This window comes from Maricaulis sp. (genome assembly GCF_015665295.1).
GTDB lineage: Bacteria > Pseudomonadota > Alphaproteobacteria > Caulobacterales > Maricaulaceae > Maricaulis.
In genome coordinates this window covers 14,967-32,809 of sequence record NZ_JADFAJ010000015.1, presented here as the reverse complement: position 1 = coordinate 32,809, position 17,843 = coordinate 14,967, and the positions used below count along the sequence as shown (strand labels likewise).

At 62.8% G+C, this 17,843-nt stretch carries 15 protein-coding genes; 12 read left to right on the top strand and 3 right to left on the bottom strand.

Features of this window, described 5'->3' with window-relative positions; translation table 11 throughout:
• Window positions 1-381: 381 nt before the first annotated feature.
• Complete coding sequence (locus QZZ02_RS07740) at window positions 382-999, bottom strand: TetR/AcrR family transcriptional regulator (RefSeq protein ID WP_291843455.1); 618 nt, start codon at window positions 997-999, stop codon at window positions 382-384.
• 89 nt (window positions 1,000-1,088) lie between these two features.
• Here QZZ02_RS07740 and QZZ02_RS07735 point away from each other — a divergent pair, with 89 nt between their 5' ends.
• The 3 genes from QZZ02_RS07735 (at window position 1,089) to QZZ02_RS07725 (ending at window position 5,349) form a co-directional block, all read left to right on the top strand.
• A complete protein-coding gene (locus QZZ02_RS07735) occupies window positions 1,089-3,365 on the top strand; it encodes a DUF3604 domain-containing protein (protein ID WP_291843453.1) in 2,277 nt (758 codons plus the stop codon).
• On the top strand, window positions 3,365-4,135 hold the full coding sequence (locus QZZ02_RS07730) for a hypothetical protein (RefSeq protein WP_291843451.1): 771 nt from the start codon (window positions 3,365-3,367) through the stop codon (window positions 4,133-4,135). The genes QZZ02_RS07735 and QZZ02_RS07730 overlap by 1 nt, the downstream gene beginning before the upstream one ends.
• A 119-nt stretch (window positions 4,136-4,254) precedes the next feature.
• Window positions 4,255-5,349 (top strand): HupE/UreJ family protein, encoded by a 1,095-nt coding sequence (locus QZZ02_RS07725; RefSeq protein WP_291843450.1) that lies wholly within the window; start codon window positions 4,255-4,257, stop codon window positions 5,347-5,349.
• Here the strand turns inward: QZZ02_RS07725 and QZZ02_RS07720 are convergent.
• Complete coding sequence (locus QZZ02_RS07720; protein WP_291843449.1) at window positions 5,346-6,434, bottom strand: DsbA family protein; 1,089 nt, start codon at window positions 6,432-6,434, stop codon at window positions 5,346-5,348. The genes QZZ02_RS07725 and QZZ02_RS07720 overlap by 4 nt on opposite strands.
• Complete coding sequence (locus QZZ02_RS07715) at window positions 6,431-6,853, bottom strand: hypothetical protein (protein ID WP_291843448.1); 423 nt, start codon at window positions 6,851-6,853, stop codon at window positions 6,431-6,433. Before QZZ02_RS07715 ends, QZZ02_RS07720 begins: the two co-directional genes overlap by 4 nt.
• A gap of 205 nt (window positions 6,854-7,058) precedes the next feature.
• Here QZZ02_RS07715 and QZZ02_RS07710 point away from each other — a divergent pair, with 205 nt between their 5' ends.
• From QZZ02_RS07710 to QZZ02_RS07670, 9 genes are all read left to right on the top strand, one after another.
• Entirely contained in the window at window positions 7,059-9,344 is a 2,286-nt protein-coding gene (locus tag QZZ02_RS07710; protein ID WP_291843446.1) for a bifunctional salicylyl-CoA 5-hydroxylase/oxidoreductase, read from the top strand.
• Entirely contained in the window at window positions 9,341-10,090 is a 750-nt protein-coding gene (locus QZZ02_RS07705; protein ID WP_291843445.1) for an SDR family NAD(P)-dependent oxidoreductase, read from the top strand. Before QZZ02_RS07710 ends, QZZ02_RS07705 begins: the two co-directional genes overlap by 4 nt.
• Window position 10,091: 1 nt before the next feature.
• Window positions 10,092-10,565, top strand: coding sequence for a MarR family transcriptional regulator (locus tag QZZ02_RS07700; protein WP_291843444.1), 474 nt, complete (start codon window positions 10,092-10,094; stop codon window positions 10,563-10,565).
• Window positions 10,566-10,571: 6 nt separating this feature from the next.
• Entirely contained in the window at window positions 10,572-11,381 is an 810-nt protein-coding gene (locus tag QZZ02_RS07695) for an enoyl-CoA hydratase family protein (protein WP_366511517.1), read from the top strand.
• Complete coding sequence (locus QZZ02_RS07690; RefSeq protein WP_291843442.1) at window positions 11,382-12,557, top strand: acyl-CoA dehydrogenase family protein; 1,176 nt, start codon at window positions 11,382-11,384, stop codon at window positions 12,555-12,557.
• Window positions 12,554-12,967, top strand: a complete 414-nt coding sequence (locus QZZ02_RS07685; protein ID WP_291843441.1) for a thioesterase family protein — start codon at window positions 12,554-12,556, stop codon at window positions 12,965-12,967. The genes QZZ02_RS07690 and QZZ02_RS07685 overlap by 4 nt, the downstream gene beginning before the upstream one ends.
• A complete protein-coding gene (locus QZZ02_RS07680) occupies window positions 12,967-13,359 on the top strand; it encodes a RidA family protein (protein ID WP_366511516.1) in 393 nt (130 codons plus the stop codon). The genes QZZ02_RS07685 and QZZ02_RS07680 overlap by 1 nt, the downstream gene beginning before the upstream one ends.
• Window positions 13,360-13,417: 58 nt before the next feature.
• Entirely contained in the window at window positions 13,418-15,022 is a 1,605-nt protein-coding gene (locus QZZ02_RS07675; protein WP_291843439.1) for an AMP-binding protein, read from the top strand.
• Between the two features lie 115 nt (window positions 15,023-15,137).
• On the top strand, window positions 15,138-17,372 hold the full coding sequence (locus QZZ02_RS07670) for a PPC domain-containing protein (RefSeq protein ID WP_291843438.1): 2,235 nt from the start codon (window positions 15,138-15,140) through the stop codon (window positions 17,370-17,372).
• Window positions 17,373-17,843 lie beyond the last annotated feature (471 nt).

Here is a 17,843-nt window from a genome sequence, read left to right as displayed (position 1 = left end):
CCGGCAGAGGGTGATGATATGATTTCGTCCAATGCTTTCGCTTCGAAACGCCGGATAGGCTTGTGACCCGCAGGTGTTCGTGTCGCCCAAAGCGCAGTGTGTTTGGGACCGAGCCGGTATGGTCAGGAAACTGCACCGCATATCCGGAAGCGCCCATGGCAAAATCAGACTTGCTCGGGCGAGGCATTCGAGCAGGTGCTCGTGACGAGTTGCGCTGACGTTTATTGCCCTTCGGGCGTCCACGATCAGGCGTGGGCCTCGTGATCTATCCCGTCAAGCGCCGATGGTGCGAGATGACGCTCAGGCTCGCACTGCCCGAAATTGGCCGCGTGAAAAGGGGCGACCCGACTGAAGCTGTGGTTCGGTCGCAGCCGTGATCGGTCAGGCTCCGGCTTTGATCAAAATCGGTGGCGGCGATTTAGTCAGAAGCGCTCGGGCAGCGCGCGCCATGACACGACTTGCGGCGTCGCAATCGAGGCCTTGCTCGATACGCAATCGCCGCCAGAAGCTGAAGCTGGTGACCGCGTGCAATGCTTCGAACATTTCGTCGGGCAGCTGGCCGTCAGGATTGAGCAACACTTGCAAGCGTTCCCGCTCGACGCGAAGGAGATAGCCATAATCCTGTTCCAGGGCCTTGTAGGCATGGCGTTTCGCTTCGGACGCCAGCAGGAATGGCTCGAGTTCGGCGAAGATCGCGGCGCGATTGGCCAGCAAATGTGTGAGCCTGACCGTGCGATCCGGTGTCTCCAGGTCCTGCAGGGTGCGCGGCTGGAATTCCTCATGCAGGATAGAGACTAGCTCGCGATAGAGCGAGCCCATGTCCTCGAAACAGCGATAGACGGTGCGTAGTCCAACACCAGCCTTTTCAGCGACTGCCGGTGCGCTCGGTGTCGCCATCCCTTCGCGGATCAGATCCTTGAAGGCATGGACGATTTTCAGACGGCTTCGGGAGCGCCGGGCCTTGCGCCCATCATCCGCCCCACCCGATTCCAGCGCCATCGGCGAGCCTCGAATTAAATTGACACTACAAGTGCCAATTTATAGGGTTTCGAGGCATGGATGCAACCGGTCATGCGGGAGGCGAGGCAATGTTGCGATTATTACGGATTGTCCTGTTCGGTGCCGGCCTTCTGTCAGTCATTGTCGGCTTTTATATCATTGGCATCTTCCAGGGCTGGCACGGGCGGACTCGTGGGCCGGGCGAGGTGGTCGGCGCGGAGATACCCGCACAGGTCGTCGAGGAGAGGCGGGCCGGACAACGCGCGCAACAGGCGGCGTTGGGCGTTGAGCCGGGTACAGAGATCCTGTTTGGCGACCTGCATGTGCATTCGACTTTCTCAACCGACGCTTTCGTCTGGGCCTTGCCCCTTTTGCGTGGCGAGGGTGCCAATCCACTCGCAGATGCCTGCGATTTCGCCCGGTATTGCTCGGCGCTCGACTTCTGGGCGATCACCGATCATGCCGAGGCGCTGACGCCGGCGCGCTGGTCTCAATCGCTGCAGACCATGCAACAGTGCGAGGCCCAGTCAAGCACGGGCAGTGTGCCGGACGTAGTCCCGTTCATCGGCTTCGAATGGACCCAGGTTGCGCCCCTGCCGGAGGATCATTACGGCCACAAGAATGTGATCTTCCGCACCCTCGACCCGGATGAGATCGCCGCCCGCCCGATCGCCGCCGCCGGCACGACGGTCCGGATCCTGCGGGACAATGCGCGCGGCCTGCTGCCACAGCAAATCGTGTTTCTCGATCTTGAACACCGCCAGGACTATTATGATTTCGGGCGTTTCGTTCAGGAGGTGCGTGACACGCCCTTGTGTGACCCGGACATCGCTTCGGGCGATCTGCCGCGTGATTGTTACGAAATGGCCGCCACGCCCGGGGAACTCGTTGCCCGTCTCGAATCCCAGCGGCTGGACCCGCTCATCATCCCGCATGGCTCGGCGTGGGGGCTCTATACGCCACCGGGCACGACCTGGGACAAGCAGCTGGTGGACGCGCAGCGCCCGGAATCCTTCCCGCTGATCGAGATTTTTTCAGGCCATGGCAATGCCGAGGAATACCGATCCTGGCGCCAGTCCGCCGGCACGACGGAGGCGCCAACCTGTCCGGAGGCGACCGCCGACTATCTGCCGACCTGTCAACGTGCCGGGCAGATAATCGAGGAACGTTGCCGGGCCGATGGCGAAGGTGAGATCGAGTGTGCTGCCCGTGCCGAGGAGGCTCGGGCGAACGCGGCCTATGTCGGCCTGGCCGCTCACATGACCGTGCTCGGTGAGGATATTGCTGACTGGCTCGACGCTGGGCAGTGTCGTGACTGCTTCCTGCCGGCGTTCAATTTCAATCCGACCAGCTCGGTCCAGTACGGTCTGGCGATATCCAATTTTGACGGGGCTGAACCGCAACGCTTCCGCTGGGGCTTCATCGGCTCTTCCGATACCCATACCGCGCGCCCTGGCATCGGCTACAAGCCACATGCCCGCCACTACATGACCGATGCCAGCGGCGCGGTAACGCGTGACATTGCCGAGCGCCTGCTGCCGCCTGATCCCGAGGCGTCCTCGCGGTCTCGTGCCATGACGCGTGAGGAGTTGACCCGGAATGTCGGATTCCAGGTCACGGAAATCGAACGGCAGTCCAGCTTCTTTACCGGTGGCGGCCTGGTTGCCGCCCATGCCGGCGAACGTAGTCGCGATGGGATTTGGGATGCCCTCCAGACGCGCAATGTCTATGCAACGTCAGGACTGCGCCAACTGCTCTGGTTTGACCGCATTGATGATGGCGGAAATGTTTTGACGCCGATGGGCGGGGAGGCGGATACCGGTATGGATCCGGTGTTTCGCGTCCGCGCTGCTGGGTCCTTGCGGCAAAACCCCGGCTGCCCAGACTACTCTGTGCGGGGGTTGCCAGCTGACCGCCTGCAGCAGCTGTGTCGCGGCGAATGCTACAATCCCGGCAATGAACGGCACCGCATCACCCGGATCGAGGTCGTGCGGATCAGGCCTCAGATCACGCCCGAGGAATCGGTTGATCTGTTGATCGAAGACGATTGGCTCAGCCTGCCCTGCGAGGATCAGGGCGAGGGGTGCACGGTTGAGTTCACTGATCCGGAGTTCGCTGCAGGCGGGCGCGATACGGTCTATTATGTGCGGGCAATCCAGGAAGCGTCGGGGCAGGTGAACGGGGATGCCCTCCGTTGCGAGTATGACGAAACCGGCGAATGTGTCCGCGTGAATCCTTGTCTGGGAGACTACCGGACCGACATGGACGAAGGTTGTGTGGCCGATGTCGAGCATCGGGCCTGGTCGTCACCGATCTATCTCGGTTACAGCGAGACCGGGCCGGTCCGCGCGGCGGATGAGGGCTGATGGCGGACGCGCGCGCAGCCTGTCTTGCGGGCGCCGCAGGCGGAGCCTTGCTGGCCATGGCGACCCTGTTCTGGCCGGTGTCACAAGCCGGACCAGCGGGTCCGGTGGTGGCGCGCATCAATGGCCATTTCATCACCGATGCCGATTTGCAGCTTGCCCTCGAGGCGATGGCCCGGGACAGTCGCAATGACCTCCCCGAAGATGCTTCAAGCTATGCGCTTGCACGCTTGATCGACGAGGAGCTCCTGTACCAGAGGGCGATCGAGCTCGATCTGCCACGCAACGCCTCCACCATACGCCGATCCGTGGTGATCGCGATGATTGACTCCATTCTGGCGCGAGCCGATCTCGAGCCCGACCAAGCGGCTTTGCGCGAATTATTTGCGGCGGAGCCGGAGCGCTTTTCCGGTGAACCGATGCTGCGCGTTGAGTGGCTGAGTGGCCCGGCCGCGGGTGGGCCTTTCAGGCGCCCGTCCGCCCACCCGCCGGACCGGCTGATCAGTGCAAGCGACCTGCGTCGATATCTCGGGGCCGAACTCGCTCAAGCCGCGCTCTCCCTGGCTGCGGGTGAGACGGCGGAGATTGCCGGAGAGGGGGGGCGTCACAACCGCCTGACGATCCTGGAGCGCCGTGACCCTCAGCCAGCCGCATTCGAGCAACAACGTGATGCCGTGTCCGCCCTGTGGCGAGAGCGGAGCGAGGAGGCGGCCCTGGAAGCTTATCTGGCAGATCTGCGCGACCGGGCCGAGATCACGATCCGGGCAGATTGATGCGCCGGCCGATCACGCTCACCCTCGCCCTTCTCTTCGCTTTTCTTGCTCACGCTGCGCCTGCCAGCGCGCATGAACGCAGTCGTTCTGCCTCTGACTGGACGGAGACGACGAACGGCATGACCGGCGAGTTTCTGCTCGATGCAAGGCAGGCCACGCTTTTCCTCGCGTCTCTTCCCCCGGGGACCAGCCTGGAAGCTGCCTTCCGGATGCGTCTCGCTGAAGGGCTGCAAGTGCGTCGCGACAACCAGCCATGCCGCTTGTCGAGTGAGCCTGCGGTCCGCTTGCTCGGCGACGGACGCCTTCAGGGCTTCACGGACTGGCTGTGCGATGCCGGTGCGGGTCCGGTTGAGATCGACGTCCAGGTCTATTCACCCTTCTCGCCGAACCATGTGCATTTCCTGCAGGCGAGAATGATCGCGGGCGAGCGCCAGGAATTCGTCCTTACACGCGGCAACACGCTGGCCCGGCTCAGCGCCACGGGCGAACCCTTGCCGTTCATCGCGCGTCTCGGGCGCTATGCGTTATTGGGCGTAACCCACATCCTGGCCGGGCCTGATCACCTTGCCTTTCTGCTCGCCCTGCTCCTTGTGGTCGCAAACTGGCGACAAATTCTGGCGGCGACGGCCGGTTTCACACTTGGGCATTCTGCAACGCTTGGGCTGGCCTATCTCGGCTGGATCAGTCCGCCCAGCACGGCGATCGAGGCGCTGATTGGCTTCTCTATCCTGTTCGTCGCAGCCGAAGCCGCGTTTCTGGCCAGGCGGCCGGAGCGCCGCACCGTTGTGCTGGTCTTCGCAGCGCTGGTTTTGATGGGGGTCACCAATACGCTCTTCTTGGGCACAATTCCCATAACGGTCTGGCTGGGGCTCGCGATATTTACCGGCAGCTATCTCGCCTGGCTGAACGCGGGTGGTGATGTCCGGCGCACGGTGCCGGCTTTCAGCGCCGGATTCGGTCTGATCCACGGGGTCGGTTTTGCCGGCATCCTGCTGGAGCTTGAGCTGCCACGCGGCGACCAGGTTGCCGCCTTGCTCGGATTCAATCTCGGCGTTGAGATAGGTCAGGTGGTGTTTGTGAGCGTGATCGGACTGGCGTGGCTTTTTTCCCGTCGGTTCTTGCCGGCCTGGCTGCTGGCCAACACGCGACTTGGTGCGATCGCGCTGCTCTCAGGCGCGGGTTGTTACTGGTTCGTTGCCCGGGCCTGGGCCTAGCTGGATTCCAACCCCAGCCATTGACCGACGAGCCAGAGTCGGTCCTGACCAAAGGCCATGCGATCACCGACCTTGAATGTCGGAACGCCCCAATGTCCGTTTTCAAAAAGTTCTGCGCGATTGGCTTCGACGACCAACCGCCAACTTTCATCGTCCAGGTCGGACAGGGCCTGATCCCAGCGCACGCCGGCGGTATCACAGATGCGCCGCAATCCCGCATCATGGGCCGGATCAATCCCCTGCGACCAGACGCCGGTCATGAAAGCTTGCAGGAATTCTCGCCCCCTCCCGCGATTGATCTCTCCGACCAGGACGGCGAGCCCGCGCTCAACGCCAACACCCACGGGGTCCACGATATTGCCAAAGGGCAGGCCGAGTCGCTCGGCTTCGCGCTTGCAGTCGCGGACGATGTAGACCCGCTTGTTTGTCGGGACCGGCAGGGCGCGCATCACCATGGGCAGGACCGGACGCAAGCGAATGTCGGCCTGCCAATGCTTTGCCAGGTCGAACAGGCGCATGGCGGCGAGATAGCTGTAGGGGCTGCGCAAGGACAGGAAGACGTCGACCTGACCACCATTGGCATGGTCCGGCTCGGCGATTGGCGGGAAGAGGAGGGGCTGTCCGCCCAGGCGGCACTCGAGATGGTGCAGCCGGTCTATTCCCCAATACCACTCTCCCTCGAACCAGGTCATCGCCGAGCCGTAATGGCCCAGTCGATTGCGCAGGGCATTGCCGGCTTCCAGCCCCATGGTATCCGGCCAGGCTTGTGATTCCGTTTTGAGATTATAGGCTTGGGCGAGATAGCCTGCATCCTGGGCCGACCAGGCGGCCAGCTTGTCGGGCTCGGGAGCGGCGGATCGTTCGGGCGGCCCGACCTCGTGCCACACAAGTTTGACACCATGGCGTTCTGCTATGCGAGGCAGGGCCTGAAGGAGAAGATTCGAATAGGGTTCGTTGCGCTCGATAAAGGCGTGCAGCGTGCGCGGCCGACCGGTCAGGTTTCGCAAGGCGGCGTGCCGGAGGCGAGAGGTGGCGCGCAAGGTCGGGCTCGTCAGGATCAGCGGGGTGAGCGATTTCGGGCTCATGCGAGGTAGGTCTCCGCGCCAAAACAGGGGATCAGGAGTTGTCCGGCCAGGCCGGCCTTGCGATGGACTTCAATTTCGCGGAACTCGGGCGTCTTGGAGATTTCGAGCAGCGTCGCAGGCGATGGATAGGTCATGATCGCCACCATATCCCAAGTGTCCTCCACCTCACCGACCAGAAGCGGCGAAGACAGGGCAGAAAAGCGCAACTGACCACCAGCCTGTTCGACAAGCCGTGTCATGGGGCCGCCATAGCGCATATAGGCTTCAGCTCCGGGCAAGTCCGCGTCACGCCCGTCTGGATAGTCAGCGGTCTCGCGAAACTTCAACAGGTTGACCATGTGGACCGGCCCGCCATCCTTGCGCGCAAGAAATGCGGCAAGCTGGTCGTCGTTCGGCTCCATTGCATTGAAAACACGCATGTCATCCCCTTCAGTGCGATCCCGTGAGCGGGCTGGTCTGCGACCGTGCAATCGTCTGCCGCGCGGCAGCGACTTGTCTAGCCCAAACTGCTTGGCCGCGGAAATCCTGTCGCCCCGCCGTCCGCAAGCCAATTCGAGGTCTGCCCTTGAACACGGATATATTTTACTTCTAAAATAAAATGTCACGCGCCGGGAGAAACGCGCCATGAAGATTGCTTGTGTGGGTGGCGGCCCGGCGGGGCTCTATTTCGCGATCTCGATGAAGCTCAGGGATCCGGCCTGTGAGGTCGATGTCTACGAGCGCAATCGTGCAGGCGACACCTTTGGCTGGGGCGTGGTCTTCTCCGACCAGACGATGGAAAATCTCAAGGCCAATGATCCGGCCAGTGCACAGGCGATCGCTGAAAGCCTCGCGCACTGGGATGATATCGACGTGCACTTTCGCGGCGAGGTCGAGCGATCGGGAGGTCATGGCTTTTGCGGCATTGGCCGCAAGCATCTTCTCAATCTCCTGCAGGACAGGGCCCGCGAGCTCGGCGTCGGCCTGCACTTCGAATGCGAGCTGGATGCTGACCTGTCGAGGTTTGACGATGCCGACATGATCGTTGCGTCAGATGGTCTGAACTCGAAAATCCGTACGGTGCACGCGGATGTTTTCAAGCCGGACATCGAGACCCGCCGGAACAAGTTCATCTGGCTGGGCACGAACCGTGTCTTTGAAGCCTTCACCTTCATCTTCACCGAGACGGATCATGGTTGGGTCTGGGCGCATGCCTACCGTTTCGATGATGCGACGTCGACCTTCATCGTCGAGTGCGCGCCTGAGACCTGGGCCGCGCTTGGTTTCGACGCGATGGACCAGGATGAGACCTGCCAGGCCTGTGAAGCGCTGTTTGCTGATTGGCTGGGCGGCGAGGCATTGATGTCGAATGCCCGCCATCTGCGCGGCTCGGCCTGGCTCAATTTCCCCCGCGTGCTGTGCGAGACTTGGGTGCACGACAATATCATCCTGCTCGGCGATGCCGCCCACACCGCGCACTTCTCCATCGGATCCGGCACCAAGCTCGCCTTCGAGGATGCCATCATGCTCGCCGAAGTTCTCACCAGCACGGAAATTCCAATTGCCGAGGGTCTCGTCGCCTATCAGGAAGCCCGCAAGGTAGAGGTGCTCAAACTTCAGAGCGCCGCTCGCAATTCCACCGAATGGTTTGAACATCTCGATCGCTATCTCGGCTTTGAACCCAAGCAGTTTGCCTATTCCTTGCTCACGCGATCACAGCGGATCAGTCATGAAAACCTGCGCGAACGCGATCCGGAATGGCTGGCCGGTGTCGAGAGCTGGTTCGCGGGAGGGGGCCGCGTCGCCGATCCGCGCCCACCGATGTTTGCCCCTTTCGAGCTCCGCGACATGCGCCTGGACAATCGCGTCGTGGTCTCGCCGATGTGCATGTATTCGGCGACGGACGGAATGCCAGGGCCATTTCACCAGGTCCACTACGGCGCGCGCTGCATGGGTGGGGCCGGCTTGGTCTACACCGAGATGACTGACGTCAGTGCCGAAGCGCGCATCACACCGGGATGCACGGGGCTGTATACAGACGGACATGTCGCAGCCTGGCGCGAGATCACCGATTTCGCTCATGAGAACAGCCAGGCAAAAATGGCGATCCAGCTGTCCCATGCCGGCCGCAAGGGGTCCACGAAGATTGGCTGGGAGGGCTATGACCTTCCACTGGATGAAGGCAATTGGCCGATCTACGGTCCCTCACCGATCGTCTGGGACCAGGGTAACCAGGTCCCGATCGAAATGGACCGGTCGGACATGCTCCGAATCAAGGCCGACTTTGTCCTTGCGACAGAGCGTGCGCGCCTGGCCGGGTTTGACATGGTCGAACTGCATTGCGCACACGGCTACCTCCTGTCGAGCTTCATCACCCCGATCTCGAACCAGCGAAGCGATGAGTACGGTGGCAGCCTGGAGAACCGGTTGCGCTTTCCGCTGGAAGTTTTCGAGGCGATGCGGGCTGCCTGGCCGCGCGACAAGCCTATGGCGGTGCGTCTCTCCGCGACGGACTGGGTCGACGGTCAGGGCCTTGATGGTGATGACAGCGTCAAGGTCGCTGAGGCCTTCCGGGATCTCGGTGCGGATCTGATCGACGTATCCGCCGGACAGACGACGCCATTGGCGCGTCCGGTCTATGGCCGCATGTTCCAGACGCCGTTTTCGGACCAGATCCGCAATACGCTCGGCTGCGCGACCATGGCGGTCGGCAATATATTTGAGCCGGATCATGTCAACTCGATCCTCGCCGCCGGCCGCGCCGACCTGGTCGCTTTGGCCCGGCCGCACCTTCTCGACCCCAACTGGACGCTGCGTGCCGCAGCCGAACTGTCCTGGAAGGGCGCGAACGTGCCGCCTCAGTATCTCGCCGGATTTGCTCAGCTCGCGCGCAATCTGGAGCGGGCCCAGCAGACGGAGTTTCGCGCATGACCGAGCTGTCAGGCCGCAAGGCTGTGATCACCGGGGGCGGGACCGGGATTGGCCTGGCCTGTGCCGCGCGGCTTGCTGCGATGGGTATTGAGACCATCCTCATGGGGCGCCAGCTTGAGCGCCTTGAGGCGGCCGCTGCGACGCTGCCGGATGCTCGCGCGATCCGCTGTGACGTGACCGATGATGACAGCGTGACCGCGGCTTTTTCGGCGGCCGGACCGGTCGACATCCTGGTCAACAACGCTGGCATCGCTGCCGCAAAAGCCTTTCACAGAACCTCGATGCCGGAATGGCAAAATATCCAGGCGGTCAATGTCGACGGGCTGGTCCGCTGTACGCTGGCCGTAATCGGTTCGATGCGCACAGCCGATTATGCGAGGATCATCAACATCGCCTCTATCGCCGGATTGCGTGGCGGTGCCTATGTCGCGCCCTATTCGGCGTCCAAGCACGCAGTTGTCGGTCTTACCAAGTCTTTGTCGCTGGAATACGCCAAGACACGGCTGACCGTGAATGCCGTCTGTCCGGGCTATGTCGAGACCCAGATCGTCGAGGACTCGGTTGCCAACATAATGGCCAAGACCGGTCGGACGCGGGAGGAGGCGATCGCCGAACTCGCGAAGACCAATCCGCAAGGGCGTCTCATACAGCCGGACGAAGTCGCCGAGACGGTCGCCTGGCTCTGCTCGCCCCTGTCCGGCTCGGTTTCCGGCCAGGCCATCATGATTTCCGGCGGAGCGATCTGATATGGCGGGCCCGGCGCGACAGCAGGCGAACGAACCGCGTGATGCGGTCAAGCTGTGGCTGCGCCTTTACCGGCCGGTCTCACTGATCGAACGCGAGCTCCGCAGCCGTTTCCAGCGAGAATTCGCGGTCAGCCTTTCCCGGTTTGATGCCCTGTCGGCCCTGCAACGGGCGCCGGACGGCTTGTTGATGGGTGAATTGTCGGATCGCCTTCTGGTGACCAATGGCAATGTCACCGGACTGATCAGCCGCATGGTCGTCGATGGGCTGGTGACGCGGGACGCATTGCCACAGGACCGGCGCAGCTTTCGTGTCCAGCTCACCGAAGCCGGGCAGGAAACCTTTGCCCGGATGGCCCATGCCCACGCCGACTGGCTGGCGGAACTGCTCGCTGACCTGCCTGGCCAGACTGTCTCGTCCCTGGGTGAGCAGGCCGAGACCCTCCTTCACTGCCTTCGAACCGAACGGACTGGATAGATGATGATGGATCCGAACACCTATGCACCGGAACACTTTCTCTGGACCTTTGCCGACGGGGTCGCGACGATCACGCTCAACCGGCCGGACCGCAAGAACCCCCTGACATTCGAGAGTTATGCCGAATTGCGAAACCTGTTTCGCGATCTGGTTTATGTGAAGCCGGTCCAGGCCGTGATCGTGACGGGAGCTGGCGGGAATTTCTGCTCTGGCGGCGATGTCCACGAGATCATCGGGCCACTCGTTCAAAAGGACATGGCGGGACTACTGGATTTCACGCGCATGACCGGTGATCTGGTGAAAGCCGTGCGCGATTGTCCGCAGCCGGTGATCGCTGCGGTTGACGGGATCTGCGTCGGTGCCGGGGCGATCATGGCGATGGCCGCAGATCTGCGCATTGCGACGCCTGAAGCGAAGACCGCCTTTTTGTTCAACCGGGTCGGACTCGCGGGGTGTGATATGGGTGCGTGCGCTATGCTGCCGCGCATTATCGGTCAGGGGCGGGCCAGCGAGCTTCTCTTCTTTGGCCGATCGATGTCCGCCGAAGAGGGTGAGCGCTGGGGCTTCTACAATGCCATCGTTGGGGCAGAGTCCCTGATGGATACGGCGCGCGAATGGGCGGGCCGTATCGCGGCCGGGCCGAATTTCGCCAATGCGATGACCAAGAACCAGCTCAACACCGAGTGGGACATGAGCCTGCACACGGCTATTGAGGCAGAGGCCCAGGCCCAGGCCATCTGCATGCAGACCCGCGATTTCGAGCGGGCCTATCAAGCCTTCATCGCCCGCGAGAAACCTGTCTTCGAGGGCAATTGAATGGCCGATACAAGCTTTCTTTCCTGGCCGTTCTTCGAGGGCTGTCACCGCGATCTTGCGCGGGAGGTTTCCAGCTGGGCCGCCGCTCGCTTCGCTGATGCCGGCTTTGCCGACCATGATGACGTGGACGCGGATTGCGCGGAGATCCGGGCGGCGCTGGGCAGAGCGGGGTTCACCCGCCATGCCGTACCGGCGGCCCATGGCGGGGTCAGCGAGACGCTCGACGTGCGCTCACTCTGCCTGATCCGCGAACATCTGGCCTACCGGTCCGGGCTAGCCGACTTCGTCTTTGCGATGCAGGGTCTGGGCTCTGGAGCGATTTCGCTTTTCGGCACGCCGGAACAGCGCCGGGCCTGGCTCCCGGGTACGGGCGAGGGCCGTCTGTGCGCCGCTTTCGCCCTGACAGAGCCCGAGGCGGGGTCGGATGTAGCGGCGATCACCACGACCGCCGAGCTGGGCGGCGACCACTATGTCATCAAAGGCGAGAAGACCTTCATATCCAATGGCGGGATTGCTGATTTCTACGTCGTGTTTGCGCGGACCGGCGAGGCGGACGGAGCACGCGGTCTGAGTGCCATTGTCGTCCCGGCCGATACGCCGGGGCTTGTCATCGCGGAGCGGATCGACACGATCGCGCCGCACCCGTTGGCGCGCCTGCAGTTTGAAAACTGCTCAATCCCAGTCTCAAACAGGATCGGCGAGGCGGGTAGCGGTTTCAAGATTGCGATGGGGACGCTTGACGTTTTCCGATCGACGGTCGGGGCTGCGGCTCTGGGCTTTGCGCGCCGGGCGCTGGATGAAGCGACGCGGCGGGCGCAATCGCGCAAGCTGTTCGGCAGGCCGTTGGCCGATCTGCCGGGCGTGCAGACCCAGCTGGCCGAGATGGCGGTCGACATCGACGCGGCGGCGCTACTGATTTATCGGGCTGCCTGGACCAAGGACATGGGCGCGGCGCGGGTGACCCGTGAGGCGGCAATGGCCAAGCTCTATGCCACCGAGGCGGCCCAGAAAGCGATCGACGCCGCCGTGCAGATATTCGGTGGTTTGGGCGTCACCAAGGGCAGCGTGCCCGAGGCGCTCTATCGCGAGATCCGGGCGCTGCGCATCTATGAGGGCGCGTCAGAAGTGCAAAAGCTGGTGATCGCCCGTGCTCACCTTTCGGAGGCGGCGCCATGACCTTTGACGTTGCGCGCCGCATCCGGTTTGCTGATGTCGATCCGGCCGGCATCGTCTTCTATCCACGCTATTTCGAGATGATCAATGCGACCATCGAGGACTGGTTTGAACTGGGCCTCGGCTACGGTTTTGACGCCATGATCGTCAACGGTCCTCACGGCGTTCCGCTCGCCCATATGGAGGCCGAGTTCAAGGCACCAAGCCGGCTCGATGAAACGCTCGTCTTCTCGCTCATCGTGCGTGAACTCGGCCGGTCCTCGATCCGGCTCGCAGTGACGGCCCGTTGCGACGAGACGGTCAGGATGATTGCGCGGCCGACCCTGGTGTTTGTCGATGCAGCCGCGAACAGGCCGATCTCGATCCCCGCAGAGCTGAAGGCGCGAATGCTCGCGTTCAGGGAGGCGGCATGATGGAGACCCTGCAACCACCCGGATGGCCGCGGCCGAAAGGCTATTCCAACGGGCTTGTCGCGTGCGGGCGCACGGTTTTCGTGGCCGGTCAGATTGGCTGGGACGCGACCGAGACCATCGTGTCCGATGATTTTGCCGACCAGTTTCGGCAGGTCCTGGAAAACACGCTGGCAGTGCTGGCCGAAGCCGGGGCCGGGCCGGAACATGTGGTGCGCATGACCGGCTATCTCACCGATCGGGACGAGTATCTCGCAGCCGGGCCGGCGCTGGGCGCGATCTGGAAAGCGTGCATGGGGCGCAATTATCCGGCGATGGCCTTTGTCATCGTCAAGGGATTGGTGGAGCGACGGGCAAAAATCGAAATCGAGACAACGGCCGTTCTGCCGGACTGACAAGACGGGCCGCGAAGGTCCGCACCACACAGACGTCAAACGCGTCGGGGAGGACGTGATGACAATGCAGCCAAGTGGTCATCTTGACCCTTTTACCCGTGATCACCTGCCACCGCGTGCGCAGTGGCCGGACTTCCGCTTCGACCTTGACGGACTCGACTATCCCGATCGCCTCAATTGCGGAGCGGAGCTGCTCGACGGTGCCGTCGCCAATGGGTGGGGCGATCGGCCCGCAATTCACTGCGGCCACCGCTCGCTGAGCTATGCGGACCTGCTGGAGCTCGCCAACCGGATCGCCAACTACCTGACCCGCGTGATGGGTGTTGAGCCTGGAAATCGGGTCCTGCTTCACGGACCGAACGGGATTGAGCTCATGGCGGCCTGGTATGCCGTCATGAAGGCTGGCGCCGTCGCCGTGACCACCATGCCGATGCTGCGCACCGGAGAGCTGGTCAAGGTGATCAGCAAGGGGCAGGTCGCATTTTCCCTGTGTGATCCGTCGCTGCTGGAGCCGGTTGTCGAGGCGGCCAAGACCGTGCCGCTGCTGGCCTCGATTGCGAGCTGGGGGCCGGGCAGTGCCTTTGAAACGGCGCTGCGGGACATGCCGACCTCATTCGAGAACGCTGACACGGCCCGCGATGATGTGGCGCTTCTGGCCTTCACATCGGGAACGACGGGGCAGCCCAAGGCTTGTGCGCATTTCCATTCCAGCGTCCTGGCGATGGCCGACACGTTCGGCCGGCATGTCCTGTCGCCCGAGCCGGACGAAATCTATACGGGCACTCCGCCTTTTGCTTTCACCTTCGGCCTTGGTGCCTTCGTGGTCTTCCCCGCCCGCGCCGGGCTAGCCGTCGCCCTGCCCGAGCGGCCCGGCTTTGACGCTCTGTGCGAGACCATTGAGCGCTACCGTGCGACGACGCTGTTCACGGCCCCGATGGGATATCGGGCGCTGATGGCGGGCTGGGCGGATCATGATCTCGGATCCCTGCGCAAGGGGATTTCTGCCGGTGAGCACCTGCCCAAGGCCGTGTCGGAGGCTTTTCACGCCTGTTCCGGCATTCGTCTGATTGACGGGATCGGTGCAACCGAGCTGATCCACATTTTCATTTCCGAGTCCGGTCCGGACATCCAGCCCGGGTCGACCGGCCGTGCGGTGCCGGGCTATGAAGCGTGTGTGATCGACGAGGCCGGGCAGGTTGTGACCGATGGCGAAGTCGGCAGGCTTGCTGTCCGGGGACCGACCGGCTGTCTCTACCTCGATGATGAGCGGCAGGCCGGATATGTCATCAATGGCTGGAATGTGACCGGCGATCTCTACCGCCGAGATGCCGCGGGCCGGTTCTGGTATTTTTCGCGGTCGGACGATCTGATCGTGTCGTCCGGTTACAATATTGCCGCGCCCGAGGTCGAACAGGCACTGCTCACCCATGAGGCCGTGGACGAATGTGCGGTGATCGGCGCGCCAGACGAGACGCGCGGCACCATCGTGAAGGCCTTCGTCGTGCTGAAGCCGGGTCGTGATCCTCAAGCAGTGACTGAGCAATTGCTGCAGGATCATGTGAAATCCGAGATCGCGCCCTACAAATATCCGCGCTCAATCGTCTTCGTGGACAGCCTGCCAAAGACGCAGACCGGCAAGCTGCAGCGCTACAAGTTGAAGTAAGCTGCTGCAAGCCCCGGGTCTTCGTACCTCGCTTGTGGTGGTCTCAAGATGCCGCTAAAGCGGGGAGGGGAAAGCTGCACCGGACTCCTCCGGCGGCTGGCTGTGGGAGGCGTATGTGCGCGTAGGTTATGTTCTGGGTGCGTTTGTGTGTCTGGCCGGAAGCGCGGTTGCGCAAGCGGCGGATGATCGGGTTGTCGCGGGCGAGGTGACTGAGCAGGCGGCGCGCTCGCTGATCGAGGTCGATTTCGAGGCCGGACAGATTGTCACGCTGACGACCCAGCCGACCGGCGGCTTTGACACGGTTCTCGAACTGCTTGACCCCAACGGGCGACCGGTCGCGGAGAATGATGACCGCGAGCCAGGCGACCTCTCCTCGCAGATCACCTACCTCGCTGAACAATCGGGCCGGTATACCGCCGTGGTGACCGGATATGGCGGTGCGACGGGAGCGTTCGATCTTGTCATCGCTGAGGGGGTCGAGTTCGGCCTGTCGAGTGAGGCCCGCATTCTCAGCGAGGCATCCGTCACCCTTGAGCGCGACCGGCCCGCCGAAACCTACCCGGTCGAACTGGCCGTCGATGACATTCTCGTCGTCACGACTTACGCGCTGACTGATGGCCTGGATACAACGCTCACCCTTATCAGTGCTGATGGCACCATCATTGCCCAGAACGATGACCGCGGCGACGGATCGCTCAATTCGCAATTGGTGTTCCAAGCGCCGGAAGCGGGCCGCTACACTGTCGAGCTGGGCACGTTCGACGCCGCCAGCTTTGGCGATCTGGTCCTGTCTGTGGCGATCGACCCCAATGCCGAAGTGCCATTCGATTTCGACAGTATCGAACGCACGCCCTTCGCTGAATATGATGGCACGATCGGAGGGCGGGAAGCTGAGTTTGACTACCCGATCGAACTGGCCGCCGGTGAAACCCTTCTGGCCATCGCCGAAGCTGTCACGGGCGATCTCGATACGGTGCTCAGGCTGGTTGGCGCCGATGGCAATCCGGTCGCCCTGAATGATGACCGCGGCGATGGATCGCTGAATTCGGCGATCGCCTTCACGGCACCGGAGACCGCGACCTACACGCTCGAGCTCCGGCGTTATCGGAGTGGGGAGAGTTCCGGTGACTTCCGGCTCGAGCTGTCCCTTGTCGATGCCTCCGTGGCTGAAACCCTGCAGGAGCTGCTTGAAAACCGGGTCTCACTGAGCGGACCTGAATTGACGGTGATGACGCCGGATTTCCGCGTGCTCTACACGCTGGAAGGCGTCGACGCCTCGTCTACCGAATATGCCCAATCGGTCGGCGATGCGCTGCAGGAAATGCTCGACAGCCAGGTCAGCCGGATCGGCTGGGCCGAGCCGGTGCGCGATGATGATGGTCGCTACCGCGCCTATGTCGCCGATGCGGACGGATCGATGGGTGTGACCTACCCCGTCCAGATCGTCTTCGACAACAGCAACACGTCTGATGTCCGCGAAACTGCGGCGGCCCGTACTGTCTTCGTGATCGACAATGATTTTGTCGGCATGGGCAAGGCAGCATCTGTGCACAGCCTGATGCGCGCCACGGCAACACATGAATTCAACCACGTCATCCAGTTTGGCTATGATTCCGAGGAAGGCCTCGACTGGCTCTACGAGGCAACGGCCTCGTGGACCGAGACCACGACGGTCGGCAGTGACCAGGACGCAACCGACTATGTCGAGACAGATTTCGCCGCACCTGAAGTGTGCTGGACGACGAGCCAGGACGGGTTCGACTACTCACAATGGACCCTGTTGCAGTCGATGGCCGACGTTTATGGCGAAGGCATTGTGGTGACGATGTGGGAGAACAGCGTCGCTCTCGACGGGTTCGAGACGATGGCGGCGACGCTGGAGCCGGTCGGGACGACCATTCCCGACGTCATCAGCCGCTGGCGGGCCCAGAATTATGCCCTCGCTTATGATCTCGCACCGATGTTCAACAGCACGGTCCGCGTGCAGCACACGCTCAGCAGCGAACGCGGCTGGATGTCCAAGGGCGGACTGGAGCAGCTGGGCGCCAACTACATCACGGTGGCGCTGGACGGCGTTTACGAGTTCAGCCTGCGCGGTGATGACGGGCTGGATCTGTTCGCGCTGGCGCAGGATGGGGACCGGATCCAGGTCATCCCGCTGGGACAGGGGGGTGTCGTCGACACGACCGCGCATGATCATGTTGCCCTGATGGTGTTCAACCGCACCATGCCGGAAGCGCCCGGTGTGTGCAGTGATGTCGGCTATTCCCTCGATGTCGCTCCGGCCATGACGGCGCCGGCATCGCCGGCCTACAGCTTCAGCGCCGAGCACTTCACGGCGCCGGGCTAGGGCGGAGGGCGCTCACGACGCTATTCAATGACACGGCAGGACCCCGGCCTTCGAGAGGAAGGCCGGGGTCTTTTCGTTGCGGTGTGGCCGATGTGCCTCTCCGACTGGGAAAACCCGCCCCACCCACCCGTTTGGGCGATTGTTCGCCTTTCCGAAAACCGGCCTGTTCCCGAGCGACAAGTTTTGTCTGGTGGCGCGATGGCGTGCGCCAGGCATCCGGGTGTGTGCCGGGGGGCGCTACCCGTGTCCGGCCTGGTCCGCGTGAAGGATCAGGCCGGATATGGCGTTTGAGGTCAGACAGGCGGCATTCCCGATGCCGCAGACGGGGATTGAAGATGATGACGCGGCTGGTTTCACGTATGTTTGCACGGTGCAGCGCATTTGTCGGCAGGCCCGCAAGGCGAACGCCGCGTTTCTCGCGGGTCTGGCATGTCTTGCGATTGACCCCGGCCCTGCTTCGAGGCGCCCGAT